This is a genomic window from Streptomyces sp. RGM 3693 (assembly GCF_050471125.1).
Taxonomy (GTDB): Bacteria; Actinomycetota; Actinomycetes; order Streptomycetales; family Streptomycetaceae; genus Streptomyces.
The window spans coordinates 239,508-263,399 of sequence record NZ_JBMPPQ010000001.1 but is presented as its reverse complement, the minus strand read 5'-3'; the positions used below and the strand labels follow the sequence as shown (position 1 = coordinate 263,399).

24 protein-coding genes are annotated in these 23,892 nt (G+C 71.9%); 3 read left to right on the top strand and 21 right to left on the bottom strand.

The window, feature by feature from the left end; all coding sequences use genetic code 11:
• Positions 1-50: 50 nt before the first annotated feature.
• The 4 genes from ACO0M4_RS01225 to ACO0M4_RS01210 all read right to left on the bottom strand — a co-directional run bounded on the left by ACO0M4_RS01225 (position 51) and on the right by ACO0M4_RS01210 (position 5,636).
• Positions 51-1,664 carry an AI-2E family transporter gene (locus ACO0M4_RS01225; protein ID WP_430367643.1) on the bottom strand — a complete coding sequence of 538 codons (1,614 nt, stop codon included), beginning with the start codon at positions 1,662-1,664 and terminating at the stop codon, positions 51-53.
• 135 nt (positions 1,665-1,799) lie between these two features.
• The gene (locus tag ACO0M4_RS01220) at positions 1,800-2,495 is read right to left on the bottom strand and encodes a transglycosylase SLT domain-containing protein (protein WP_430367642.1); all 696 of its coding nucleotides are present in this window, start codon (positions 2,493-2,495) and stop codon (positions 1,800-1,802) included.
• Positions 2,496-2,904: 409 nt separating this feature from the next.
• The gene (locus ACO0M4_RS01215; protein ID WP_430367641.1) at positions 2,905-4,242 is read right to left on the bottom strand and encodes a PhoH family protein; all 1,338 of its coding nucleotides are present in this window, start codon (positions 4,240-4,242) and stop codon (positions 2,905-2,907) included.
• Between the two features lie 614 nt (positions 4,243-4,856).
• Positions 4,857-5,636 (bottom strand): isoprenyl transferase, encoded by a 780-nt coding sequence (locus tag ACO0M4_RS01210; RefSeq protein WP_430371175.1) that lies wholly within the window; start codon positions 5,634-5,636, stop codon positions 4,857-4,859.
• 139 nt (positions 5,637-5,775) lie between these two features.
• Here ACO0M4_RS01210 and mgrA point away from each other — a divergent pair, with 139 nt between their 5' ends.
• On the top strand, positions 5,776-6,810 hold the full coding sequence (gene mgrA, locus ACO0M4_RS01205) for an L-glyceraldehyde 3-phosphate reductase (RefSeq protein ID WP_430367640.1): 1,035 nt from the start codon (positions 5,776-5,778) through the stop codon (positions 6,808-6,810).
• Positions 6,811-7,089: 279 nt separating this feature from the next.
• Here mgrA and ACO0M4_RS01200 read toward each other — a convergent pair whose 3' ends face one another.
• On the bottom strand, positions 7,090-7,827 hold the full coding sequence (locus ACO0M4_RS01200) for a prepilin peptidase (protein WP_430367639.1): 738 nt from the start codon (positions 7,825-7,827) through the stop codon (positions 7,090-7,092).
• A 40-nt stretch (positions 7,828-7,867) separates the two neighbouring features.
• On the opposite strand from ACO0M4_RS01200, the gene ACO0M4_RS01195 reads away from it, so the two are divergent.
• Positions 7,868-8,218 carry a DUF192 domain-containing protein gene (locus tag ACO0M4_RS01195; protein WP_430367638.1) on the top strand — a complete coding sequence of 117 codons (351 nt, stop codon included), beginning with the start codon at positions 7,868-7,870 and terminating at the stop codon, positions 8,216-8,218.
• 23 nt (positions 8,219-8,241) lie between these two features.
• Here ACO0M4_RS01195 and ACO0M4_RS01190 read toward each other — a convergent pair whose 3' ends face one another.
• The 15 genes from ACO0M4_RS01190 to ACO0M4_RS01120 form a co-directional block, all read right to left on the bottom strand.
• Positions 8,242-9,483, bottom strand: coding sequence for a Cmx/CmrA family chloramphenicol efflux MFS transporter (locus ACO0M4_RS01190; protein WP_430367637.1), 1,242 nt, complete (start codon positions 9,481-9,483; stop codon positions 8,242-8,244).
• 202 nt (positions 9,484-9,685) lie between these two features.
• A complete protein-coding gene (locus ACO0M4_RS01185) occupies positions 9,686-10,324 on the bottom strand; it encodes a TetR/AcrR family transcriptional regulator (RefSeq protein WP_430367636.1) in 639 nt (212 codons plus the stop codon).
• Positions 10,325-10,377: 53 nt separating this feature from the next.
• A complete protein-coding gene (locus ACO0M4_RS01180) occupies positions 10,378-10,980 on the bottom strand; it encodes an OmpA family protein (RefSeq protein WP_430367635.1) in 603 nt (200 codons plus the stop codon).
• Positions 10,981-10,990: 10 nt separating this feature from the next.
• A complete protein-coding gene (locus tag ACO0M4_RS01175) occupies positions 10,991-11,578 on the bottom strand; it encodes a hypothetical protein (protein ID WP_430367634.1) in 588 nt (195 codons plus the stop codon).
• Between the two features lie 78 nt (positions 11,579-11,656).
• A complete protein-coding gene (locus ACO0M4_RS01170; protein WP_430367633.1) occupies positions 11,657-12,367 on the bottom strand; it encodes a pilus assembly protein TadG-related protein in 711 nt (236 codons plus the stop codon).
• A 17-nt stretch (positions 12,368-12,384) separates the two neighbouring features.
• Positions 12,385-12,549 carry a hypothetical protein gene (locus ACO0M4_RS01165; protein WP_016573405.1) on the bottom strand — a complete coding sequence of 55 codons (165 nt, stop codon included), beginning with the start codon at positions 12,547-12,549 and terminating at the stop codon, positions 12,385-12,387.
• Positions 12,550-12,922: 373 nt separating this feature from the next.
• Entirely contained in the window at positions 12,923-13,378 is a 456-nt protein-coding gene (locus ACO0M4_RS01160) for a hypothetical protein (RefSeq protein ID WP_430367632.1), read from the bottom strand.
• A gap of 2 nt (positions 13,379-13,380) precedes the next feature.
• A complete protein-coding gene (locus ACO0M4_RS01155; protein ID WP_430367631.1) occupies positions 13,381-14,274 on the bottom strand; it encodes a DUF5936 domain-containing protein in 894 nt (297 codons plus the stop codon).
• Positions 14,275-14,303: 29 nt separating this feature from the next.
• Positions 14,304-15,251, bottom strand: a complete 948-nt coding sequence (locus tag ACO0M4_RS01150) for a type II secretion system F family protein (RefSeq protein WP_430367630.1) — start codon at positions 15,249-15,251, stop codon at positions 14,304-14,306.
• Positions 15,248-16,588, bottom strand: a complete 1,341-nt coding sequence (locus ACO0M4_RS01145; RefSeq protein ID WP_430367629.1) for a CpaF family protein — start codon at positions 16,586-16,588, stop codon at positions 15,248-15,250. Before ACO0M4_RS01145 ends, ACO0M4_RS01150 begins: the two co-directional genes overlap by 4 nt.
• Entirely contained in the window at positions 16,585-17,043 is a 459-nt protein-coding gene (locus ACO0M4_RS01140; protein ID WP_430367628.1) for a TadE/TadG family type IV pilus assembly protein, read from the bottom strand. The genes ACO0M4_RS01145 and ACO0M4_RS01140 overlap by 4 nt, the downstream gene beginning before the upstream one ends.
• Complete coding sequence (locus ACO0M4_RS01135) at positions 17,040-17,444, bottom strand: TadE/TadG family type IV pilus assembly protein (protein ID WP_390018494.1); 405 nt, start codon at positions 17,442-17,444, stop codon at positions 17,040-17,042. The genes ACO0M4_RS01140 and ACO0M4_RS01135 overlap by 4 nt, the downstream gene beginning before the upstream one ends.
• A 3-nt stretch (positions 17,445-17,447) precedes the next feature.
• On the bottom strand, positions 17,448-18,911 hold the full coding sequence (locus ACO0M4_RS01130) for an AAA family ATPase (protein WP_430367627.1): 1,464 nt from the start codon (positions 18,909-18,911) through the stop codon (positions 17,448-17,450).
• A gap of 13 nt (positions 18,912-18,924) precedes the next feature.
• A complete protein-coding gene (gene cpaB, locus ACO0M4_RS01125; RefSeq protein WP_430367626.1) occupies positions 18,925-19,644 on the bottom strand; it encodes a Flp pilus assembly protein CpaB in 720 nt (239 codons plus the stop codon).
• An 81-nt stretch (positions 19,645-19,725) separates the two neighbouring features.
• Entirely contained in the window at positions 19,726-21,171 is a 1,446-nt protein-coding gene (locus tag ACO0M4_RS01120) for a hypothetical protein (protein ID WP_430367625.1), read from the bottom strand.
• A gap of 407 nt (positions 21,172-21,578) precedes the next feature.
• Here ACO0M4_RS01120 and ACO0M4_RS01115 point away from each other — a divergent pair, with 407 nt between their 5' ends.
• Entirely contained in the window at positions 21,579-22,571 is a 993-nt protein-coding gene (locus tag ACO0M4_RS01115; protein ID WP_430371174.1) for a chitinase, read from the top strand.
• 165 nt (positions 22,572-22,736) lie between these two features.
• Here ACO0M4_RS01115 and ACO0M4_RS01110 read toward each other — a convergent pair whose 3' ends face one another.
• Positions 22,737-23,618 carry a S1 family peptidase gene (locus ACO0M4_RS01110; protein WP_430367624.1) on the bottom strand — a complete coding sequence of 294 codons (882 nt, stop codon included), beginning with the start codon at positions 23,616-23,618 and terminating at the stop codon, positions 22,737-22,739.
• Positions 23,619-23,892 lie beyond the last annotated feature (274 nt).

Here is a 23,892-nt window from a genome sequence, read left to right as displayed (position 1 = left end):
GTGCGAGGGCGGGCGGCTCCGGCGGCCATCCGCCGCCGGGCCGCCGGCCGTCACTCCTGCGCCCGGGATTCGCCGCGCCGTGGCGGTGGGGTCGGGGCCACCGCGAGCGCGGTCGCACCGCGCGGCGGCACCGTCATCCGCAGCGCCTGTTCCCGGGAGTACGAGCGGAGGTAGCCGACGACGGTGTTGGTGACGGCCACCAGCGGGACCGCCACCACCGCACCGCCGATGCCGGCGATCAGGCTGCCCGCGGCGACCGAGAGGATCACCGCCAGCGGATGCACCCGGACCGCCCGGCCCAGGATGAACGGCTGGAGCACATGGCTCTCGATCTGGTTCACCGCCAGCACCACCGCCAGCACCAGCAACGCCGTGAACACGCCCTGGGTGACCAGCGCGACCACGCACGCCAGCGCGCCCGAGACCACCGCCCCGATCAGCGGGACGAAGGCGAACAGGAAGATGAAGACGGCGAGCGGGACGGCCAGCGGCACATCGAGGAAGTAGAGCCCGGTGCCGATGAAGAAGGCGTCGATCAGCGCCACCAGGACCGTGCCGCGGATGTAGGCGGTCAGCGTCCGCCAGGCGCGCGGGCCGGCGCCCGCCACCCCTTCACGGGCCGGGCCCGGAACGAGCTTGAGCGTCCACTCCCAGATCCGCCGGCCGTCGTAGAGCAGGAACAGCGTGGTGAACATCGCCAGCAGGATGCCGGTGAACATCTCCAGGACGACCGTGACGCCCTCCAGTCCGACCGAGGTGATCGCCTCGGTGTTGGCGCCGACCGCGTCCTGGAGGTTCTTGGCGATGTGGTTGATCTGGCTCTCGGTCACGTGGAACGGACTCTTGAGCAGCCAGCCCCTCAGCTCGGTGATGCCCTCCTGGATACGGCTGGACACCGAGTCGATGTTGTCCTGGACCTGCCACACGACGAACCAGCCGACCAGGCCCATCACCACGAAGCCACCGATGAAGGTCAGCGCGGTGGCCGGCCCGCGCGGCACGTTGCGCTGGCGCAGCCACGCCACCGTGGGCTGGAGCAGCGCCGTGATCAGCAGCGCCGCGACGAAGGCCAGCACCACCAACGAGATCGTGGTGATCACCTTCGCCAGCACCCACAACGTCCCGGCCAGCACCAGCAGCCGCCAGCCGGCCTCGGCCGCGACCCGGACGCCCCAGGGCACCGCCGCCACCGGATCCGGTGGAGCCGCGACGGCCGGGGCGTAGGTCGGCGGCGCGGGCACCGAATCGGGCGACCGAACGGCGGCCGGGGCCGGGTCCGACTCCTCCGCCACCGCCGGCTCCCGGGGAGCCCGCGGCTCCTCCGCCACCACCGGCCGGTGCCGCGGCGCCCCCTTCATGACGTCGGCGGCGGCCATGGTGTCGACGGCGTCCACAGCCGCCGCGGCATCCGCGGCGGCCATGGCGTCCGGCCCCCAGGTGGCCGTCGCGGTGCGGCCGGCCGACACGCTCTCCGTCGGTGCCCCGTTCACCGGGGCCCGCAGGCCGTACCCGTCCAGGCCGGACGCGCGCCCGGCGCGCCCCGCCGCTTCCCGGTCGGCTGCCTCCGCCGCGGCCTCCGCGCGGCGGCGCTGATCCTCCAGCCGCTGCGAGAGCCGCGTCAGACCGGCGCCTAGGCCACCGACCCACTGAGGCAATCTGGACATGTTGCTTCCTCTTCCCCGCCCTTACAGCCATCTGACGCCCCGACGTTACCCGTGCCGGATGCGCGAAACCCCCGAACGCGACGCGTTCGGGGGTTTCGGAGCACGGTGGCGCGGCCACTGGGGCCTCGCAACGGCCTAGTACCAGCTGTTCGCCTGCCAGAACGACCAGGCACCGCAGGGGCTGCCGTACCGGCTGTTCATGTAGTTCAGGCCCCACTTGATCTGGGTGGCCGGGTTGGTCTGCCAGTCGGAGCCCGCGGAGGACATCTTGGAGCCGGGCAGCGCCTGCACGAGACCGTAGGCGCCCGAGGAGGCGTTGGTCGCCTGGTAGTTCCAGCCGGACTCGTGGTCCACGATGTTGCTGAAGCACTGGAACTGGTCGGACGCGATCATCTGGCGGGCCATCGCCTGCGTCTCGGCAATGGAGTAGGAAGCCTTGGCGACGAAGTCGCTGGCGTCGCGGACGGCCGAGCGGGAGGCGGCCAGCGCCTTCTCGCGGTCCTTCGCGTCCTTCTCCGCCTTCGCCTTGTCCGCAGCGTCCTTCTTGCTCTGCGCGGTCTCAGCGGCTGCCTTACGGGCCGACTCCTGCGCGGACTTCAGCGCAGCCGTGTCCGCCTGGGTGGACGCCGAGTCTGCCTGCTGCGTCAACGAGGCAGTCTGCACCTGGGCCTGCTGGCCTGCGGGGATGTCAGCAATCGTCGCGTCGGCCGCGGTGGCCTCGGTGTTGCTCACCGATGCCTGGCTGCCCGATGCGACGCCGACGACGGCGCCGACGGTGGTGACCGCGGTGGCGGAGGCCACTGCGAATCCCCGGACCGAGATCCGGCTCACACGTTTTCCTTCCAGCATCGCCCGCTTAGGTGACCTCGCGGACGCAATCGTGCCCCTGACGCTGGCCTCCCCTTGTTCCGGCGCCTGTTGAACGGTGGGCGCCGACTGGTCACGGGAGGCACTGGCCCGGTACGTCCCCCTCGGGGGTCCGCGTGGTGCTCGGGCGGCATACGGCAACTCGCTATGAAGTTCGGGTCGTCCATACACCCTGGAGGGTGCGTCTGGGCCGTATGCGGGGCCTGACAGGACCCAGACTCTGCCCGAACGGGCTACAGGGAAGCAATTCTCTGCCGGGTGTGAAAGCTCACACCTCGTTTACCCCCCAGAATTTCCGGATATCCGAGCGCATGCCAGCGCCGCCCGGCTAGGCTCCTTCGCCTCTCCGGGCGGCGCATCATTTCACAACCGGTCAGATCCTGCCGTCCTCCAGCATTTCGGTCACCAGAGCGGCGATCGGCGACCGCTCCGAGCGGTTCAGCGTGACGTGCGCGAAGAGCGGATGCCCCTTCAGTTTCTCGACGACGGCGACCACTCCGTCGTACCGCCCGACCCGGAGGTTGTCGCGCTGGGCGACGTCATGGGTCAACACGACCCGGGAATTGGCCCCGATCCGGGACAGAACGGTCAACAGGACGTTCCGTTCCAGCGACTGGGCCTCATCCACGATCACGAACGCGTCGTGCAGCGACCGGCCACGGATGTGGGTCAGCGGCAGTACCTCCAGCATCCCGCGGGCGACCACCTCTTCGATGACGTCCTTGCTGGTCACCGCGGACAGCGTGTCGAAGACGGCCTGCGCCCAGGGGCTCATCTTCTCCGCCTCGGTGCCCGGCAGATAGCCCAGTTCCTGGCCGCCGACCGCGTACAGCGGCCGGAACACCATCACCTTGCTGTGCTGACGGCGCTCCAGCACCGACTCCAGCCCGGCACACAGCGCCAGCGCCGACTTGCCCGTACCGGCCCGGCCGCCCAGCGACACGATGCCGACCTCCGGGTCGAGCAGCAGGTCCAGTGCGATCCGCTGCTCGGCGCTACGGCCGTGGATCCCGAACGCCTCCCGGTCGCCGCGCACCAGCCGGACCGCGCCCTCCGGGGTGACCCGACCGAGGGCCTTGCCGCGCTCGGACTGGAGGACCAGCCCGGTGTGCACCGGGAGTTCCTCCGCGCCCGGGACGGGGGCGGTCTCGGCGGCGAACAAGTCGTCCACCTGCTCGGCGGAGAGGGCGAGTTCGGCCATGCCGGTCCAACCGGAGTCGGTGATCGCCAGCTCGGCGCGGTACTCCTCGGCCAACAGCCCCACCGAGGACGCCTTGATGCGCATCGGCAGGTCCTTGGAGACGACGGTGACGTCGAACCCCTCGGCCTGGAGGTTGCGGGCGACCGCGAGGATCCGCGAGTCGTTGTCGCCCAGGCGGCTGTGGCCGTTGAGGAAGGCGGCGGGCAGGAGTCCGGGGTCGGAGTGGTTGAGTTCGACCCGGAGCGTCCCGCCGAGCTCCCCAATGGGGATGGGGGCGTCCAGTCGCCCGTACTGCACCCGGTACTCGTCCAGCCGGCGCAGCGCCTGCCGTGCGAAGTACCCGAGTTCGGGATGGTGCCGCTTGGCCTCCAACTCCGTGATCACGACGACCGGCAGTACCACCTCGTGTTCGTCGAAGCGGGACATGGCGGCCGGATCCGCCAGCAGGACGCTGGTGTCGAGGACATAGGTGCGCCGGTCGCTCTCACGGCGCTTCTTGCTGTTCACCACGGGTGGACGAACCCCCTCGGATGAGGTCGGGGTGCGACGACGTCGCCGGGGACAGGACCGGGTTCTGGCCGCGCTGCGCGGGCCGAACGCCGGCCCTCCGCGTCGTCCGTGCGGTACGCACGATCGTCCGTGATGCGCAAAGGGCCTCCCGGGCGGACGGCCCCATGCCGTCCGCTGAGATCCGGTGCCCACTGGCTTGTTTGTTCCGGGCACCGACCTGCCAGGGATATTCCCTTCAACCCCCGCGCCCATGCCACGGCATATGACACACGCTCGATGAACCTTTGGTTACAGGTGCCCGCTGACCGGCGGAAAGAAGGGCGAAGCACCCACGAGGCGCAGGCGGGGCGCCTGGAAGCGCCCCCGGCGGAGGGGCGCCGGAGGGGGCGTCAGGGGAAGCACCGTCAGCCCGCGGAGGACGCGCGCCCCAGGGCGCGAACCCCGGTGGCGCCCGGGTCCACACGGCGCGCCGTGACCGGAACGCACCCCCGAAAAATGGCCGGATCGTTCCCCATTACCTGGCCGAAACTCGCCCTGCCGGACGACCGAACCGCCCGTCGGAAGGCCGGCCCACGGCCCTGGGGCCGGTCCGGTCCTGCTCCACCGGACAGGCTCTAGAACCCGAAGCGCCGGTGTCGGGCCGCGTAGTCGCGCAGTGCCCGCAGGAAGTCGACCTTCCGGAACGCCGGCCAGAAGACCTCGCAGAAGTAGTACTCCGAATGAGCGCTCTGCCAGAGCATGAAGCCCGACAGCCGCTGCTCGCCGCTGGTGCGGATCACCAGGTCCGGGTCCGGCTGGCCACGGGTGTAGAGGTGCTCCGAGATCAGGTCGATGTCGACGATCTCGGCCAGCTCCTCGAAGGAGGTGCCGCGCTCGGCGTGCTCCAGCAGCAGCGAACGCACCGCGTCCGCGATCTCCTGGCGGCCGCCGTAGCCGACGGCGACGTTCACCAGGACGCCCTTGTTGTCGAGGGTGTCCTGCTCGGCCTTCTTGAGCACCCGCTGGGTCTCGTCGGGCAGCAGGTCGCGGTTGCCGACGTGGTGGACCCGCCAGCGGCCGTCCGCGGCCAGGTTGCGCACGGTGTTCTCGATGATCCCCAGCAGCGGGGTCAGCTCGGACGCCGGCCGGTCGAGGTTGTCGGTCGACAGCAGCCAGAGCGTGACGACCTCCACATCGGTCTCCGCGCACCAGCCCAGCAGCTCGTCGATCTTGGCCGCACCCGCCAGGTGGCCCTGCTCGGTCGACAGCCCGTCGGCCCGCGCCCAGCGCCGGTTGCCGTCCAGGATGACGCCGATGTGCTTGGGCACCTGGGTGTGGTCCAGACGGCCCTCCACCCGGCGGGCGTACAGCCGGTAGACAAGATCGCGCAGTGCAGGCGGATACGGGATGCGCATCCCGGAAGATCGCAGCATGTGTGGTCCAGCCCCTCCGTACCGATGGCCATCGCCCCGTCGCATAAGGGGGCAACTTTACTTCTCGGCTGTCTCAACAGCCCAATCAGGTAGGTCACAAGTCCGTGATAGGGAGAGGACCATGACCACTGGCACTGACTACCGCGCCGCGGATTCACGGTATGCCTCCATGGAGTACCGGCGCACCGGCCGCAGCGGCCTCAAACTCCCCACTATCTCCCTCGGACTCTGGCACAACTTCGGGGACGATCGCACCCTCAGCTCCCAGCGGGCCATCCTGCGTCGCGCCTTCGACCTGGGCATCACCCACTTCGACCTGGCCAACAACTACGGTCCGCCGCCCGGGTCCGCCGAGCTGAACTTCGGAAAGATCTTCGCCCAGGACTTCCGCGGCTACCGCGACGAGCTCATTCTCTCGACAAAAGCCGGATATCTGATGCACCCCGGCCCTTACGGCGAATGGGGCTCCCGGAAATACCTGCTCTCCTCGCTGGATGCCTCACTGAAGCGGATGGGTGTCGATTACGTCGATATCTTCTACTCGCACCGCTTCGATCCGGACACCCCGCTGGAGGAGACGATGGGCGCGCTGGCGTCCGCCGTCCAGCAGGGCAAGGCCCTGTATGTCGGGATCTCCTCCTACCACGCGGAACAGACCGCCGAGGCGGTCCGCATCCTGCGCGAGATGGGCGTGCGCCCGCTGATCCACCAGCCCTCGTACTCGATGATCAACCGCTGGATCGAGGACGACGGCCTGCTGGACGTGCTGGACGAGGCCGGGATGGGCTGTATCGCCTTCGCGCCGCTGGCCCAGGGCATGCTCACCGACAAGTACCTCAACGGCGTCCCCGAGGGCTCGCGCGCCGCGCAGGGCAAGTCCCTGGACCCGGGTCTGCTCACCGACGAGGTCGTCCGCCGCCTCCGCGGGCTCAACGAGATCGCGGCCCGCCGCGGCCAGTCGCTGGCCCAGCTCGCCCTGAACTGGGTCCTGCGGGACACCCGGATGACCTCCGCCCTGATCGGCGCCAGCAGCGTCGCCCAGCTGGAGGCCAATGTCGCGGCCCTGGGCGCCCCCGCGATCACCGATGCGGAATTGGCCGAGATCGACGAGTTCGCCCGGACCACGGAGGGCGTCAACATCTGGGCCCGCCGCTGAGTCGAGGGGCTTCCCCCGTGGTGGGGGGCGCCGGGGTTCGCCCTACGGCCTCGGTCCACCGCCTCGGGCCGGGGCCCCGCGGTACGGGGGCTGCGCCGGGGCCGACGGGGTGCGGCGACGCCTGCGACGAGGCGGGACGGCGCCGCGCAAAGAAAAGCGGGCCGGTCCGTGGGGGGGATACGGACCGGCCCGAGGGGGGGGCTTCCACCATAACCCCGCGGGAGGGATGCTCCGTGCATCGCGGGGTGGCCGGCGTGGCTCGGGCTTCCGCGGGCGGTGTCAGCGGGCCGCGGCGGCGCCCAGCAGCAGACCACAGAAGGCCCCGATGATCATGAAAGGGCCCAGCGGCATGGTCTCCTTGCGGCCCGTGCGGCGGGCCACCAGGAGGAACGTCGCGTAGAGCGCGCCGATCAGGATCCCCGCCGCGCCCCCGGTGAGCAGCGTGGACCAGCCGTACCACCCAAGGGCGACCCCCAGCCCGAGCGCCAGCTTGACGTCGCCGAGGCCGAGGCCCGAGGGGTTGACGAGGAAGAGCAGGAGATAGCACGCGGCGAGGGCCAGGCCGCCGAGGAGGGCGCGCAGTGCGGTGTCCGGCTCGCCGGTGAGCCAGCCGACGGCGCCGAGGGCGGTGGCCGTGGCCCCGGCCAGGGGCAGGGTCAGGGCGTCGGGGAGGCGCTGTACCCGTCGGTCGACGAGCGCCAGGAGTACCGCGACCGGCGCCATCAGGAGCCAGACGGCGAGTTCCGGGCGGGCGCCCGTGGCCGCGGCCAGTGCCGCGCAGACCAGTGTGGTGGCCGTTGCGGTCGGCACCGTGGCCGGCCCGTACGGCGCCCGGCAGTCCGGGCAGCGGCCGCGGCCCAGCCAGCCCGACGCCGGTCCGGTGAGCGCATGGCCGTCGGGGCAGTGCGTGCGCCAGTCCTCCTCGGCTGGCACGGAGAACCGGTGCGCGGGCCGCGGTATGAGGAGGCCGGCGGCCGCCCCGTAGGCGGCGGCGAGCGTGATCAGCGTGACGGACACGGATCGACCCTAGAGCGCGGTGGTTGATACAACGGCGGGCATGGGGAGTTGGGTGGATGGTCGGGGTGTTCTGGAGGGCGCGGACGCCGAGGTTCCGGTGGAGGTCGCGGCGTCCTATCGGGCGCGGACCCGGGGGCTGTTGGGGCGGGACGGGATCGTGGGGGCGTTGTTGCTGACCCCGGCGAGCGGGGTGCACACGTTCGGGATGCGCTTCGCGATCGATGTCGCCTATCTCAGCCGGGACTTCACGGTGCTCGACGTCCGCACCATGCGGCCCGGGCGGCTAGGTCGTCCGCGGCTGCGGACCCGGCACGTACTGGAGGCGCAGGCCGGGGAGATGGCCCGGTGGGGGGTGCGCCGGGGGGTGCGGGTCCGCGTGCGCGTGCGGTAGCAGAGGCCCTCGGTGAGGGGGAGTCAGCCGTCTGCCGGGGTGCCGGCGCTCACCGGGATGCGTGGCGGGACGGTGGCGGGCGTGGCGGCGGGGCGGCTGCGGCGTTGGAGGGCGGCGGCCCAGGCCGTGGCGGCGAGGCCGAGGAGGCCGGTGGCGGCGCCGACCCAGGCGACGGAGGGGAAGCCGAGGCCGGCGTCGATGGTGAGGCCGCCGAGCAGGGGGGTGAGGGTGATGCCGACGTTGAAGGCCGAGGTGTTGACGGCGGGGACCAGGGTGGGGGCGTCGGGGGCGAGGCGGAAGACCCGGGACTGGACGACCGGGTTGATGACGTAGGACGTGAAGCCGAGGACGAGGACCAGGACGAGGGTGGTGGGGAGGTTGGTGGCGGTGCAGGCCAGGGCGGCGGAGGCGAGGGTGAGGGCGGCGACGCCGAGGGCGAGGGTGCGCAGGGGTGCGGTGTCGGCGAAGCGGCCGCCGACGGTGACGCCGATCAGGCCGCCGACGCCGTAGAGCGAGAGCACGGCGGGGACCCAGCCCGCGGGGAGGCCGGTCACCTCGGTCAGGAGGGGGGCGAGGTAGCTGAAGGTGACCACGGCGGCGCCGAAGGTCAGTGTGGTGATGAGGTAGGAGAGCCAGAGCTGGGGGCGGGCCAGACCGGTCAACTCACGGCGTACGGAGGGGGTTTGCGGGGCGGCGGGGGTGGCATCGGGGGCGCTGCGGCGGGTGCCGGGCAGGACGGCGAGGAGGGAGAGGGCACTGAGGACGGTGAGGCCGGCCACCGCCCAGAACGCCGCGCGCCAGCCGGCGTGCTGGCTGAGGATCGTTCCGGCGGGCACGCCCACGACGGTGGCGAGGGTGAGCCCTATGCCGACCGCGGCCAGCGCCTTGCCCTTCACCTGGGGCGGCACCAGGCTCACCGCGGTCGCGGCGGCCACCGCCCAGAAGCCCGAGTAGGCGACGGCGCTGAGGATGCGGGTGGCGAAGAGGACGCCGTAGCCGGGGGCCAGCGCGCCGATCACGTGACCGGCGACGAAGACCAGCTGGAAGGCGATGAGTGCGGTGCGGCGCGGGACCCGGAGGGTGGCGACGGCCAGTACGGGGGCGCCGAGGACCATGCCGATGGCGAAGGCGGAGATCAGGAGGCCGGCGTCGGGGATGGAGACGCCGAGGTCGGCGGCGATGTTGGGGAGGAGGCCGGAGAGCATGAACTCGGAGGTTCCCTGGACGAAGATCGCCAGGCCGAGGAGGTGGACAGCGACGGGCATGGGGTCCTTCTTGGGTCGGAGTGTCGGGGTGCGGTGGTGTCGGGGTGCGGTGGTGCTGGGGTGTCGGGGTGCCGCGTGGGCACGTTTTGGATCGGTCGGTTCAAAATGTGGGCAGGATGGGGTCAGGGGTGACCGTGATCGAGGGAGGAATGGGGGGTGCCCCGCGGGCTCCGCAAGGGAGCAGGGTGGGGGCGGGGCGATGCTAGAAGGCCGCCAGGGTGGCGTCCGCCACGTTTTCCAGGGGCGCCCGGCCGACGCCGGCGCGGGCCGAGACGCGGATGCCGCCGATCGAGGCGATGAGGAGGTGGGCGAGGGTGCGGGCGTCCTTGTCGGGGGCGATGTCGCCGTCGCGCTGACCGGACTCGATCACGCCGCGGATCATCTCCAGGCGCACGCCGTAGTCCCGTTCCAAAGTGGTGGCCACCGCGGGGTCGTGGGACGAAACCTCGACGGCGGTGTTGACGACGAGACAGCCGCGGCCGTCGGGGTGGTGGGTGAACTCCTCGTCGATGACGCGCTGGAGGACGGCACGGAGCTTCTGACGGGCGGTGCGGGTGCCAGTTTCGGCGCCGGCGCCAGCGCCTGCGTCACTACCGCTGCCACTGTCACTGCCGCCATCGAGGAGTTCGGCGAGCTCGCCGTTCTTGTGCTCCATGTAGCGGGCCAGGGCGCGCTCGAAGAGGTCGTGCTTGCTCTTGAAGGTGTTGTAGATGCTGCTGCGACCCAGGCCGGTGGCGTCGCACAGGTCCTGGGTGGACGTGGCTTCGTAGCCGGCGGCCCAGAACGCCTCCATCGCGGCGTCGACCGCCCGCTCCTCGTCGAACTTCCTGGGTCGGGCCATACGGGAACGCTAACACTTATTGGACCATGCAGTCCAATACAAGAACCGGGCCACTATCCGCCGTTGCGCGGGAAGCTGACCTCGACCCGGCGGTTCTTCCGGCGGCCGGCCTCGGTGCTGTTGTCGGCGATCGGGTACTGCTCGCCGTAGCCGCGGATCTGGAAGCTGACCGAGGAGCCCAGGTCGACGGCGAGTTCGCGTTGGACGGCGTTGGCGCGCTGCTTGGAGAGGACCAGGCCGTGCGCGGCGGAGCCAAGGTTGTCGGTGAAGCCGAAGACCCGCAGGTCGGTGGCGTGCTGCTTCCTGACCTCGTCGGCGATGGCGCTGATCCGGGCCAGGGCGTCGGTCGACAGTTCGGCACTGTCCTTGCTGAAGAGGACCTCGGCCTGGAGCGCGAAGGTGATGTTGTCGTTGGTGTCCTGCCGGCGCTCGGAGCCGTCGTCGGTCTCCACGATGGACTTGATGTTGAGGACCTTGGGCGGGGCGAGCTTGGCGCCCTGGACCATCCGCAGGTTGGGGTTGGTGGGGTCGATGCGGACCGGCGCGGTGGTGTCCTCGGTGATGCCCGGCGGGTCGGCGTGGGCGGCGGGGGCGGTGAGGGCGACGGTCAACAGGAGCGCGGCGGTGGCCGTGAGGGCCGTACGGGAGGCGGTCATCGTGGGCGGCTCAGTCGGTGATCCGGACGGTGGCCGGCGGCATCGTCGGCAGTTGGAAGTCCACCTCGGTCACCTTGGCGGGCGGGGCCGGGAACTGCGCGAAGATGGGCCGGCTCTGGCCCGGGAGCAGTCCGCTCAGGCCCGTCGTACACAGGCATTCGCCGTTGGTGTCGCGCAGGACCAAGTACCGCTTCTTACCCGCCTTGTCGACCAGGGTGGCGCCGGAGATGGACGAACGCGACTTCAGTTCGGTCTCGTTGGAGCGCCAGTCGATGGCGTTGAAGGCGCGGGTGCCCCGGTTGGTGACGGTGCCTTCGACGGTGACGAAGCCGCCGGAGTCGCGAACCGCGGACTGCAGGGTGACCTCGATGCCGTCCGGGCCCTTCATCTCGCCGATGACCTTGTTGGCGTCGGCCGCGGGGGAGCCTGCGCCGCCGTCGTCGGGGGTGGCGCTGTGGGCGGCCGGTTTCCTGCCGTCCGGGGTCTGCCCGCCGTCGTCGCCGCCACCACCGCAGCCGGCCACGAGGAGGGCCAGGCCGAGCGCGCTCGCCGTGGCGACCGCTCCCCTGGCGGCCTTCGTGGTGCGCCGAATGCTCATGGATGCGTTCCTTCGCTGAGTGCGGTCGGGAGGTCGGTGGGGGTCATGGGGCGGCGGGGTCGAGGGGTGGGGCGGCGCTCACCGGGCCAGGCGCACGGAGAACAGGTCGGCGGCCGTGGGGAGGTCCTGGGGCCGGTCGGGGTCGAGGGTCCAGCCCTTGCCGTCGCAGATCAGCGAGCGGGGGGCGGGCTTGGGGGCCGGGCCACCGTCCTTGCCGCCGCCGGGCGTGGGGGTGGGGGTGGGGGTGGGGCCGGCGGTGGGGCCGGCGGTGGGTCCGCCGGCGGGCGGGGCGAAGGTGCAGCGGGGGGCGACGACCGCCTTCGCCCCGGCCGCGGCATGGGTGCTCCCGGTGCTCGGGATGACCGAATCGCCCACCGTGTGGCGGGTCCTGACGGTGACGGCGAACGACGTCGGCCAGGAGTCCGGGGTGCAGGACGAGACCGTGGCGTCGTTGCGGCCGGCGAACCAGCCGGCGTTCTCGCAGGCCGCGTCGGAGGGGACGCCGCGGCCGTTGAGGAGCTCTTCCCAGGCTGCCGGGTCGGTGGTGCTGGTGCCGTCCTGGAGCCCGGCGAGGAAGCCCTTGCGGAGCTCGTCGCGGTACTTCTGGCCGGCGGCGAGGGCGGCGGCGTCCGCGGCGGTCTGGGCGCCGTTGCGGGTGGCCGCCGCCTGGCCCACGGCGAAGAAGGCGAGCGCGAGGAAGAGCAGGCCCCCGATCGCGACGAGGTAGATCGGCAGGGTCTGCCCCGCGTCGCGCCGGCGGCGGCGGCGCGTGAGGGTGGTGGCCGGCACGGGTGGGGTGGCGGGATCTAGATCCCGACGACGTCGGAAATCTTGTTGGCGATGGCGTTGGCGATCTGACTGCCGAAGTCGGTGGTCGACAGGACCAGGACGATCGCCACGACCACCGCGATGATGCCGAGGTACTCGATCGAGGTCTGTCCCCGGTCGTTTCTCACGATCCGCTTCGCCATCGTCTTCCCCTCCATGGGCGGCCGTCCCGCTCTGGTGCGGCCGGGGTGTCCCCGTGGTGCGCTCGTCCGCGCTCGTGCCACGAGAAAAGTACGCCGGAACGGCATTCCCGGAACAGAGGTTCCGAACCTCGCCCTCGTCCGAAACCACCAACGAGGGATCGGGCGACACGTTTCGGCCACCGCGCGCCACCTCAGCCACCCCCGCTCCCCCTCCGGAATCCCCCGAAGTGCCGCCTGTTGTCGCGTTCTTGCTGCCCATGCGGGCCGGTCGCTGCCCGCACCGTGGTGTGCGGCGGTCGGCCGGCGCCACCACTGTGGCACAACTCGTTGCGCCTGCGAAGACTTTGACGGGAACGCGGACCGTGGACCGGCCTCATCCGGCCGACTGCCAGAGCCCGACCACCGACGCCGCACCCGAGCAGTCGTCACCGCCGGAGGGATCGGGCGCGTAGAGCGTCCAGACCCCGAACGCCTCCAGCAGCAAAGGGAGTATGCCCAGGATCAGGACGGCCAGGGCGAGTCCGGAGGTGCGGGTGGCGCCGTGGTCCCAGCCTCGCCGGGCCGCGCAGCGGACCAGGGCCGCATAGAGCACCGGCGCGGCGAGTCCGCAGGCCAGACCGGCCCATGCGGTGATGTGCATCCGCAAGGACGGGCCGAAGTAGTGGCAGTCGTGGAAGGTGTCGTGGGCGAAGGCGGTGCCCTGGAGGAGGGCGAGGGCGGTACCCAGGACGACGAGGCCGGGCACGCCGAGGGCGGTCCAGCGGCGCCAGGCCGCCGGGGGCCGGACCGGGGCGGGTGGGGACGGTGCGGACGGTGCGGTGCGGGTCATGCTCACTTGTCCATCAGGGAGCCGAAGTCGGTGCCGGAGCCGAGGAAGAAACCGGCGATGAGCAGGATCATCGTGGCCGGGACCATGAACGTGGTGACGACCATGGTGGCCTTGGGGACCGCGCGGGCGGCCCGCCGGCGGGCGTTCTGGGCGTCCGTGCGGCGCATGTCGTTGGCGATCTGGATGAGCGTCTCGACGATCGGCGAACCCAGTTCCTCGCCCTGTTGAAGGGCGGTGACGAACTGCGCGACCTGTTCAGAGTCGTTGCGTTTCCGCAGCTCCTCGAAGGCGGCGCGGCGGCTGACGCCCATGTCCATCTGGCGCAGGGTGATGCGGAGTTCGTCGGCCCAGGGTCCCTCGTACTTCTCGGCGACCCGGTCCAGCGCCTGGCGGAAGCTCAGGCCGGCGCTCACCACGACGGCCAGCACGTCGAGAAAGTCCGGAAGCGTGCGCTCGATGGTGTCCTTGCGCTGGCGGACGGCCGCCCAGATGCCCACCTCGGTCCAGAAGAGTCCGAACAGCACCATCAGGACGCCCAGTACGGGCTGCCCTTTCAGGAACATCACCAGTGCGCCGAAGAAGCCCAGGCCGCCGTAGACCGCGCGGCGGGCGGCGTAGCGGTCGACGGTGAGTCCCCCGGGGTTGCCCGCCAGGTCGATCCGGCGGCGGACCCGCGCCACCCGCTTCTCGCCCATCAGCCGGAGGACGAGCGGGGCGTAGCGCATACCGGTGCGGTCCACGGCCGAGCCGACGGCGGTGGTCCGGGTCGCGCCGACCTCCAGGGACAGTGCGAGGTCGGGCGGGAGTCGGGCCTCGCGGCGGTAGAGCGCGATCCCGCAGCAGATGCCGGCGACCGACAGGGCGAGGGCCAGGGCCAGCACGATTCCGATTGCCATCAGTCCTTCTTTGGGCAGCTGACGGACGCCTAGACGTCGATCTTGGAGAGCCGGCGGATGAGGAAGAAGCCGAGCGCGTAGAGGGCAAAGGCCACCACGACCGCGAGCTGGCCGAGGAAGGACGACGTCATCCGGTCGATGGCGCCCGGGGCGATGCGGTTCATCAGCAGCAGGGTGCCGATGCCGAGCAGCGGGACGACGTAGGCGGTGACCAGGACCTGGGAGAGCTGGGTGCGGACCTCGCGGCGGGTCTCCTTGCGCTCCTCCAGGGTCTTGGTGAGGTTGCGCAGCGAGCCGACGACGGTGCCGCCGGCGCGGTTGGCGAGGACCAGGGTGCTGACCAGGACGACCAGTTCGCGGGAGGGCAGGCGGGCGGCGAGTTCGCCGAGGGCGTCGTCGATGGAGTGGCCGACGGCGAGTTTGTCGGACACCTTCGCCAGTTCCTCGCCGGCCGGGGCCTCCAGTTCCTCGGCGGCCATCGCCAGGGCGGTGCGCAGGGCGAGGCCGGCCTGGGTGGCGTTGGCGAGGATCCGGGAGAGTTCGGGGAGTTGGTTGATGAACCGCTCGATGCGCTTCTGCCGCTGCCAGTTGAGGAAGGCGAACGCCGCCCAGACCGCGATCACCGCGGCGATCGGCCCGAAGAACGGGGCGAGGACGGCCTGCGCGGCCACCCACAGTCCGATCACCGTGGCGACCATGTAGACGAAGAACTCGCCGGGGGTGAGGTCCAGTCCGGTGGCGGCCAGGCGCAGTTCCAGGCCGCGGCCGAAGCGGGTGCCGCGCAGGGTGCGGTCGATGGACGGGAAGCGGCGGCGGCGACCGACCACCGGTAGTCCGCGGGCGTCGTCGAGCCGGTCGACGATGGCCTGTCGCTGGGCGCGCCCGGAGGCGTAGGTACGGACCCCGGCGACGGCGAGCGCGCCGCAGAGCACGGTGGCGCCGAGGGCGAGCAGGGCGAGGGTGCTCCCGCCGGTCATGACGTGGCCTTCCGGGTGGCGAGTTGGTCGTCGGTGGCCGCCACGCCGAAGGCGGGCGGGGTGGGTTCGCCGGCCATGAAGAGGCGTTCGGCGACCTTGCGGGGCAGCGGGAAGTAGTGGAAGGCGCCGTGCACCACGCGGTCGGCGCCCATCGGTTCGGCCTCGAAGCGGCAGACCGTCACGATCCGGTAGTCCTCGTGGCCGCGGGAGTCCAGCAGGGCGATCTCGCTGATCCGGCGGGTGCCGTCGGCGTGCCGGGTGAGTTGGACCAGGCAGTCGACGGCGCTGTTGATCTGGTCCCGCAGCGCCTCGAAGGGGATGGTGACGTCCGACATGGCGGCGAGGGTCTGGAGCCGCATCAGGGCGTCCTCGGCGCTGTTGGCGTGGACGGTGGCGAGCGAGCCGTCGTGGCCGGTGGACATCGCCTGGAGCATGTCGAGGGTTTCGCCGCCGCGGACCTCGCCGACGATGATCCGGTCGGGGCGCATCCGCAGGGAGTTGCGGACCAGGTCGCGGATGGTGATCCGGCCCTTGCCCTCGACGTTGGGCGGGCGGGATTCGAGCCGGATGACGTGGGTCTGTTGGAGCTGGAGTTCGGCGGCGTCCTCAACCGTGATGATCCGTTCGCCGTCCGGGATGAGTCCGGAGAGGGCGTTGAGGAGGGTGGTCTTGCCGGCTCCGGTGGCGCCGGAGACCACCACGTTGAACTTGGCGCGCACCAGTCCCGCCAGCAGCATCAGCATCTGTTCGTCGAGCGTGCCGATGCCGATGAGTTCGGCGAGGGTGTAGGCGCGGGGGAAGCGGCGGATGGTGAGGGTGGCGCCGTTGAGGGCCAGCGGCGGGATGATCACGTTGACCCGTTCGCCGGTGGGCAGGCGGGCGTCGACCATCGGGTTGGACTCGTCCACCCGGCGGTTGACGGTGGAGACGATCCGCTCGATGGTCTGCATGAGTTGTTCGTGGGAGGCGAAGCGGACGGGCACCAGCTCGACCCGGCCGTGCCGTTCGACGTAGACCTGGTCGGGGCCGTTGACCATGATCTCGGTGACCGAGGCGTCCTCCAGGAGCGGTTCGAGCACGCCGAGGCCGAGCGCCTCGTCGACCACCCGGCGGATGAGTTGGGCGCGTTCGGCGGTGGACAGGACCGGGCCCTCGCGGCTGATGATGTGTCCCAGGACGCGTTCCAGCCGGGAGCGGCGCTCGGCGGCGGACAGCGAGGACATCTCGGCGAGGTCGATCTCCTCCAGCAGCTTGGCGCGGTAGACGGCGACCAGGTGGCTGTCCTGGCGGGCTTCGCCGGCTGGTTCGGGTGCGACGATCCTGGCTTTGAGGCTCATCGCGGGGGCGCTCCTGTCGTTGTTCGTGGGGATTGCGCCGGCGCTCCGGGCGCTCCTTCGGGGCGGGGCATGGTGGCGCTGCGGCGCGCGGAGCCGAAGTCCGCGCCGGGGACGATCGAGGGGATCCGCACGGTCGCGGTGGCGCTGACGCTGTCGCCGGAGCCGCCGACGGTGATCGAGGCGTGGTCGGCGACCCAGCCGCTGATCGCGGCCCGGCCGGCGGTCTGCGGGTCGGTCTCCTGGTCGGCGCGGTCCATCGAGGCGGTGCGGGCCGCGGCCCGGGCGGCGGTGCCGGCCTGTTGGACGGCGTAGGCGGCGAGGCCCAGTTGGACGGCGGCGAGGGCGACGACCAGCAGGACGGGGAGGATGCCGAGGAACTCCAGGGAGGCGGAGCCGCGGTCGGAGTCCCGGGCGCGCCGGCGGGTCCGGGCGGGGGTGGGGGGCCGGTGGGTCATTGGTCGGGTGCCTCCTTGGCGGCGCCGGCGGTGCCGGTGACCGTCCACGGGAAGTCGCCGGCGCCGGGGAAGAGCACCGGGACCTTGATCCGGACCGTGGCCTTCCACAGTCCCGCCCCGGTGGTGCAGGCGGTGGTGGAGCCGCTCCGCCAGGCGCGGGGGAGTTGGTCGGCGGCGGCGGTGCGGCAGGCGCCGGCGCCGCCGTCCTCGGTGGCGGTGGCGGCCCGCGCGCCCCGGTCGGCGGCGTGCGCGGCCAGTGCGTAGGTGTAGCCGGTCAGCGCGCACTGCCAGAGCAGGGCGAGGACGACGAGGATCAACGGGAGGAGTCCGAGGAACTCGACCGAGACCTGGCCGCGGTCGCGGTCGCCCGGTGCCCGGCCGGGCCCTGCGGGACGCCGCATCGCTCAGCCCTCCTCGTAGGGGCCGGCCGGGTCGAACGGGCCGGTGCCGCCGGAGCCGGTCGGGGTGCCGCGCCGGGCGCCGAACCGGCCGCCGGCGCCGGTGGCGGGCCCCGGTGCCGCCCCTGGGCCCGCCCCCTGGCCCGTCCCGGGGACAGGTGCCGCCCCGGTGGTGAGGGCCTTGCGCTTGCGCCCGGTGAGCATGGGACGGTTGCGGTGGCCGCCGCGGCCCGGGCGGGCGGCCGGTTCGCCGGCCAGGCCCAGTTCGCCGGCGAGTTCCCACAGGGCCGCGCGGACCGTGGAGCGGGCATCGAGGTCCTGCATCCGGCCCGCGTCGACGCAGGGCTGGAGTTCCTTGAACGCGGCCGGGACCGGGGTCCGGGCGACGTAGGTGCCGGTGGCCTTGGCGACCAGCGACGGTTGGATCTCGGTGTGGCGGGTGAGGCGGTTGACGACGGTGGTGGTGTCCTCGGCCTTGCGGATCCGGAGCCGGTCCCACAGCCGCACCTGGCGTTTGGCGGCGCGGACGCAGATCACGTCCGGGGTGGTCACCAGCAGGGCCACGTCGGCGAGTTCGACGGCGGCGGCGTTGGCGGACTGCATCTGGGAGCCGCAGTCCACGATCACCACGTCGTAGCGGGAGCGCAGGGCGGTGACGATCTGGCGGGCCGCGCGGTCGTCGACCTCCTCGCCGCGTTCGCCCTCCTCGGGTGCCAACAGCAGTCCGAGGCCGGTGTGGTGGGCGTGCACCGCGTCCTGGAGGACCCGGGCGGAGATGTCCTGGATCCCGGCGAGGTCCACGACCGAGCGGCGGAACTGGACGTCCAGGTAGGAGGCGATGTCGCCGGACTGGAGGTCGAGGTCGACCAGCGCGACCCGGCGGCCGGCGGCCCGGGCGGCGAGCGCCAGTTGGACGGCGGTGACGGTGGTGCCGACGCCGCCCTTGGCGCCGGTGACGGTGACCAGGGTGCCGGTCGGCGCGGGCAGCGCGTCCTGGTTCCCCCCTAGGTGGACGCGTACCCCGGCCGCCCACTGGGCCGCGGCCTGCACCCGGGCGGCCAATTCGTCGTAGCCCAAGGGCAGGGCGACGATGCCCCGGGCGCCGGCGTCCATCGCGGCCGAGAAGAGGGCGGGGCCGGCGTCGGCGGTGATCAGGACGACGCCGACGGCGGGGAAGCGGAGCGCCACTTCGCGGATCAGTTCCAGTGCCGGGACCGGGCCGATCCCTTCGTGGACGAGGACGACCTCGGGGAGCGCCTGGACGGCGGCGGCCGGGGTGCCGGCCGCGGGTCCGGCGGCTGCCGGCGGTGTCGCGCCGGGCTGCCCGGCGGCGCCGGCGAGGGCGTTGAGCAGCGCGGTGGCGTCGGCGACGGCGGGCGCCGGTTCGGTGTCCGGCATCTGGTCGAGGAGTGCGGCCAGGGCCCGGGCGGTGTCCGGGTCGCCGACTGCCGGGAGGATGCGGATGGTCACCTGGGCCTCCGGGTCACTTGTCGCCGTCGAGGGTGTACGTGCGCTCGCCGGGCGGGATGGTGGCCTGGGTGCCGGGGGCGAGCAGGGCGAGCCGTACGTGGGAGGCGAACGACTCGGCGTAGGCGACCCGTTGGGCGTCCTGGGTGTCCAGGGCGAAGGTGATCGGGACGGCCTGGCCGGGCTGGCGGCTGGTGGCGCCGGTGCTGCCGGGGTCCTTGGCCCCCAGGGGGGACAGCTTGCCGACGTCGATGACCTGGGCGCCGGCGACGATGACCTTGGACACCGGCTTGTCCTCGGGGCGGCGGCCGTCGAAGGTGGCGAAGATGTTGACCCGGGAACCGGGGTTGATCTTGCCGGCGACTCCGGTGGCGGCGTCGATCATGATGGCGATCTCCTGCTGTCCGGGCTGGAGCGCCGGCCGGTCGACGACCATGTCGTCCTGGAGCAGCGAGCCCTTCCTCAGCGGGGTCACCGCGATCTTGCCGCTGACCTTGTCCAGGTCGGTCACGGCGGTGGGCGGCAGCCAGCGCTCCGGGATCCTCACCTCTTCGAACTGCCCGGGATCCAGCGTTTTATAGGCCGCGACATCCGTTTTGAGGCGGTAGGCGGTCCGTTCCGGTCCGACCTTGGACTCGACGTTCCGGATCACCGACAGCACGCCGATGAAGGCGCCGACCGCACACAGGACGGACAGGAGCAGCAGGATCACTCCGCGGCGCTGGCGTGAGTTCATGGGCGGGGGACCTCGATCGGGACGGGGGCGGGGCGGTCAGGGCCGGCGGTGGACGCGAACGGGCTGCGGTGCACGGGCGGTTCAGCGCACGTGGGCCACCGCCCGCGCGGCGCCGGGGAGGGTGCGGAGGTCGGGGTAGTCCGGGTGGCCGGGCAGCCCGGGCAGGCCGCGCGGACCGGGTGGCGGCTGGGGGCCGACCGGCCGCTGGACCGCGCCGGTCATGGCGTCCGGTCCGCGGACGTCGAGTTGGCCAGGCCCGCCGCGGACCCCGGTAAGGCCGGTGAGGCACGTGACACCGGGGACACCGGGGACACCGGGGACGTGGGGCGCGCCCGCGCCGTGGGGTGCTCCGGAGCCGTACGGGCCGCCGGGGACGTGTGGCGCTCCGGTGCCGTAGGGCGCTCCGGCGGCGGGCGGCGTGCCCGTGCCCTGAGGGGTGCCCGTGACGTGCGGTGGGCCCGTGACACAGGGTGCGTCGGCCGGGTCCGGCACCGGTACGCCGGTGATGCCGACCACCCCGGGGACACCGGAGGGCGCCACGGGTGACAGGCCGCGCTGCCGCAGCGGTGAGCCGGCCGGGTCGGGCGCGGCGGGGGTGGTGGACGGGTCCGCGGCGGGGGCGGGCGCCGGCGCCGTGGCCGCGGTCGGCGCCCCGGCTATGGCGGCGGGTTCCCGCCCGGCGGAGCCGCCGCCCGCCCGGTCCCGGGCCAGCGGTGCCGCGCAGAACGCGCAACGGTCGCCGATCACTTCCTGGCCGCACCAGCCGCACTCCTCGCGCCGTACGGACGCCACGAGGCGGCTGAGCAGTGCCGGATCGGGGATGGCGGCGGCGAATTCGATCAGCTTCTGGGTGCCCCACCAGCGGGCGGAGTCGGTGGGCAGGCGCGCCTCGTAGACGCCCTGCACCTGCCAGGCCGGGGCCAGGGCTGCGGTCACCCAGTCGGCGGTGAGCTGGCCGCGGGCGACCGCGAGTTGGGTGGCGAAGCCGGGCGGGCGGAGTCCGGCATGGGTGCTGTGCCGGTCGAGGTGGAGCAGTTGCGGCTGCGGGGTGGCGAGGACCGCGAAGTGCGCGCCGGGCAGCCAGGACTTCATGTGGGAGCGCAGGTCCACCTCGACCCGGTCCAGCCCGCTGACGCTGCCCAGCAGGGCGCCAGCATGGACGTAGTGCGCCAGCAGCCGGGCGGCGCAGGCCAGCACGCCGGGGCTGAAGCCGCACACCGACAACTGGCGGAGCTGGCGGGCGAGTACGGCGACCCCGAGCGGCGGCAGGGCACTGGGCAGGATCGCCATCCGCTCGCTCTCCAGGACGGCGCGCAGGGTGTGCAGCCGGCGGACGTGCTCCGGTGGGCAGGCGGTGGAGTACAGGACGATGAGGTGGCCGTGGTGTTCCAGGACCGCGCTGAGCTCCGTCAGGGCCTCGTCCAACGGCTGGAGGTGGGGGGCGCGGAGGACTACCGCGGCGGGCGTCTGCCGATCGGTCGCGGGCAGCGCGAGGTCCGGACTGGTGACTGCAATCGCGGTCGGCACGTCGCTCCCCCACTCCTTCCGGCCTCCGGGGCTCCCGGGACCGCGGATCGGCACAGCTCTGCGCCATCGGCGCCATACGCTCAGCACTTTATCCACAGAGATACGTCCCGGAGAACACGTTCTGGGCTACTCGTCTTGCCCGCTGGTCCACAGGGAAACCCCGCATACCGCCCAAGCGGCGACCATCGGAACACCCGCTTCCGACCGGACCCTTGACACCGTTTATTGGTCTGGACCACCTTGTACGGCAAGCCCAGGGGCCCCTGAGCGCACACGGCACCACTCCCCCAACCACCCCCCACACGGAGGCAGTCGTGGTTCGCGCACGCAGAGGAACAGGTACGGCAAGGACGAGCGGTACGGCAAGGACGGCGGGTACGACGAGGGCGGGAGGCGCCCGTGGACGGCTGCTGGCGGGGGTGGCCGCCGCCGCGCTGGCCTCTGCCGGGCTGGTCGCCGCCGGTCCCGCCGGCACCGCCGGAGCGGCCGGATCGACCGGCCCGGCGGCCCGCACCGCGGCCGTCCCCAAGCACGCCCTCACCGGCTACTGGCAGAACTTCAACAACGGTGCGACGGTGCAGAAGTTGAAGGACGTCGACGACGCCTACGACATCATCGCGGTGGCCTTCGCCGACGCGACCGGGCAGCCGGGCGCCGTCACCTTCAACCTCGACCCGGCGGTCGGCTACGGGTCGGCCGCCGACTTCACGGCGGACATCAAGGCCAAACAGGCGGCCGGCAAGTCGGTGGTGCTCTCGGTCGGCGGCGAGAAGGGCGCGGTGGCCGTCAACGACGACGCCTCCGCGCGGAACTTCGCCGACTCGATCAACGGCCTGATGGACGAGTACGGCTTCAACGGCGTCGACATCGACCTGGAGAACGGCCTCAACTCCACGTACATGACGCAGGCGCTGAAGGCCGTCCACGCCAAGCACCCCGACGTCGTGGTGACGATGGCCCCGCAGACCATCGACATGCTGTCGCCGCAGAACGAGTACTTCAAGACGGCACTGGCCATCAAGGACTTCCTGACCGTCGTCAACACGCAGTTCTACAACAGCGGTTCGATGAACGGCTGCGACGGCAAGGTGTACGCCCAGGGCTCGGTGGACTTCCTGACCGCGCTCGCCTGTACCCAGTTGGCGGGTGGGCTGGACCCGTCGCAGGTCGGCCTGGGCGTGCCGGCGTCGCCCAGCGCGGCGGGCGGCGGCTATGTCGCCCCGTCCGTGGTCAACGCGGCGCTGGACTGCCTGACCACGGGCAACAACTGCGGCTCGTTCAAGCCGTCCCGGACGTATCCGGGGCTGCGGGGCGCGATGACCTGGTCGACGAACTGGGACGCCTCGAACGGCGGCGCCTTCGCGAGCCAGGTGGGCGGCCACGTCCACGGGCTGCCGTAGCCGGCGCCCTCCCCTTGACGCCACCCCCCGAAAAAAGGCCAGGTCCCGTGCACGTGGTGCACGGGACCTGGTTCCTTACGGCGCGCGTCAGCGGTGTACCGGTCGGCGGTGTCCGGTCAGCACCTCAAGGTCAGCGGCTCGCAGTCAGCGGCTTGCGGCTTACGGTCAGTGGCGGACGCCCGACGGCTTGGGCAGGGTGCAGCCCGCGGCGTTCAGGTCGAGCTTGTTGCCGGCGCCGAAGCACTTGGGAATCGAGTAGGTCTCCTCGGCGTAGTTGATGCCCTTGTGGACCGTGACGTTGCCGTTCTCGTCCACCTCGCACGGGTTGTTCTCGGTGCAGCGCTCACCGTTCTCGTTACCCGTGTTGTTGATGGCGGTGACCTTGCCGGTGGCGTTGTCGATCACCGGTGACCCGGAGGTGCCGCCGATCGTCTTGCACTCCGGGGTGTAGCGGACGGAGTCCTTCCAGGTCCAGCCGCCCTCCTTGAGGGTGGGCACGAACCCGTCGATGCTGCAGGTGTAGGTCTTCTTCCAGTAGCCGGAGACGACCGTGATCCCGGCACCCTTGGTGGGGTGGTCGGTGGACAGCTCCAGCGGCTTGATGCCGTACTTCTGCTCGATCTCCGCGTACGTCGAGCCGGTCTCGTACAGCGTCACGTCGGTGTCGGTCATCGTCGCGTAGGTGACCTTGGTGGCCTGGATCGTGCCCAGGTCGCCGGCGGACTTGTCCAGGACGGTGAAGCTGCGACTGGAGGGCTGGTCGACTATGACCTTGCCCGGGGAAGGCATCCCGCTCTCCAGACAGTGCCCGTTGGTCATCACCAGCGCCGGGTCGTTCGGCTGCGAGGTGGGCATCTTGACGATCGATCCGGAACAGTCGTCCAACGCCACCGTGCCGGCGAAGTCAACGGCCTTGGTCTGCGGGGGCTTCGGCTTGTGGTGCGCGGCGGCACCGGCCGGGGCGGCGCCCGCCGGGGTGGCGGCGGTCACCAAGGCGGCGGCTCCCAGTACGGCGGTGGCCAGGGTGCCGACGAGAGGTCGATACATGTGGGGGTCCTCTCAGCTCTGTGTCCGGAGTTGCGCGGCGTCAGTTCTCCTCTGCCGCTCCGGATTTGTCATGCGCATTGTTCGCTGGCGTCGACCGCGCGGCAAGGAATTTCCGGAAATCGGTGACGAGTGGACGCCGCGCCCACGACCGAACACCGGGGTTCCCTACCCCATAACGCCCCTTCGGCCACCTCGACTTGACCTCACCTGGACCGGCATGGGGCTGCCGCGGCGGCTCGTTAGGCGCCCACCTGCCGGGCAATGCGACGGTGTC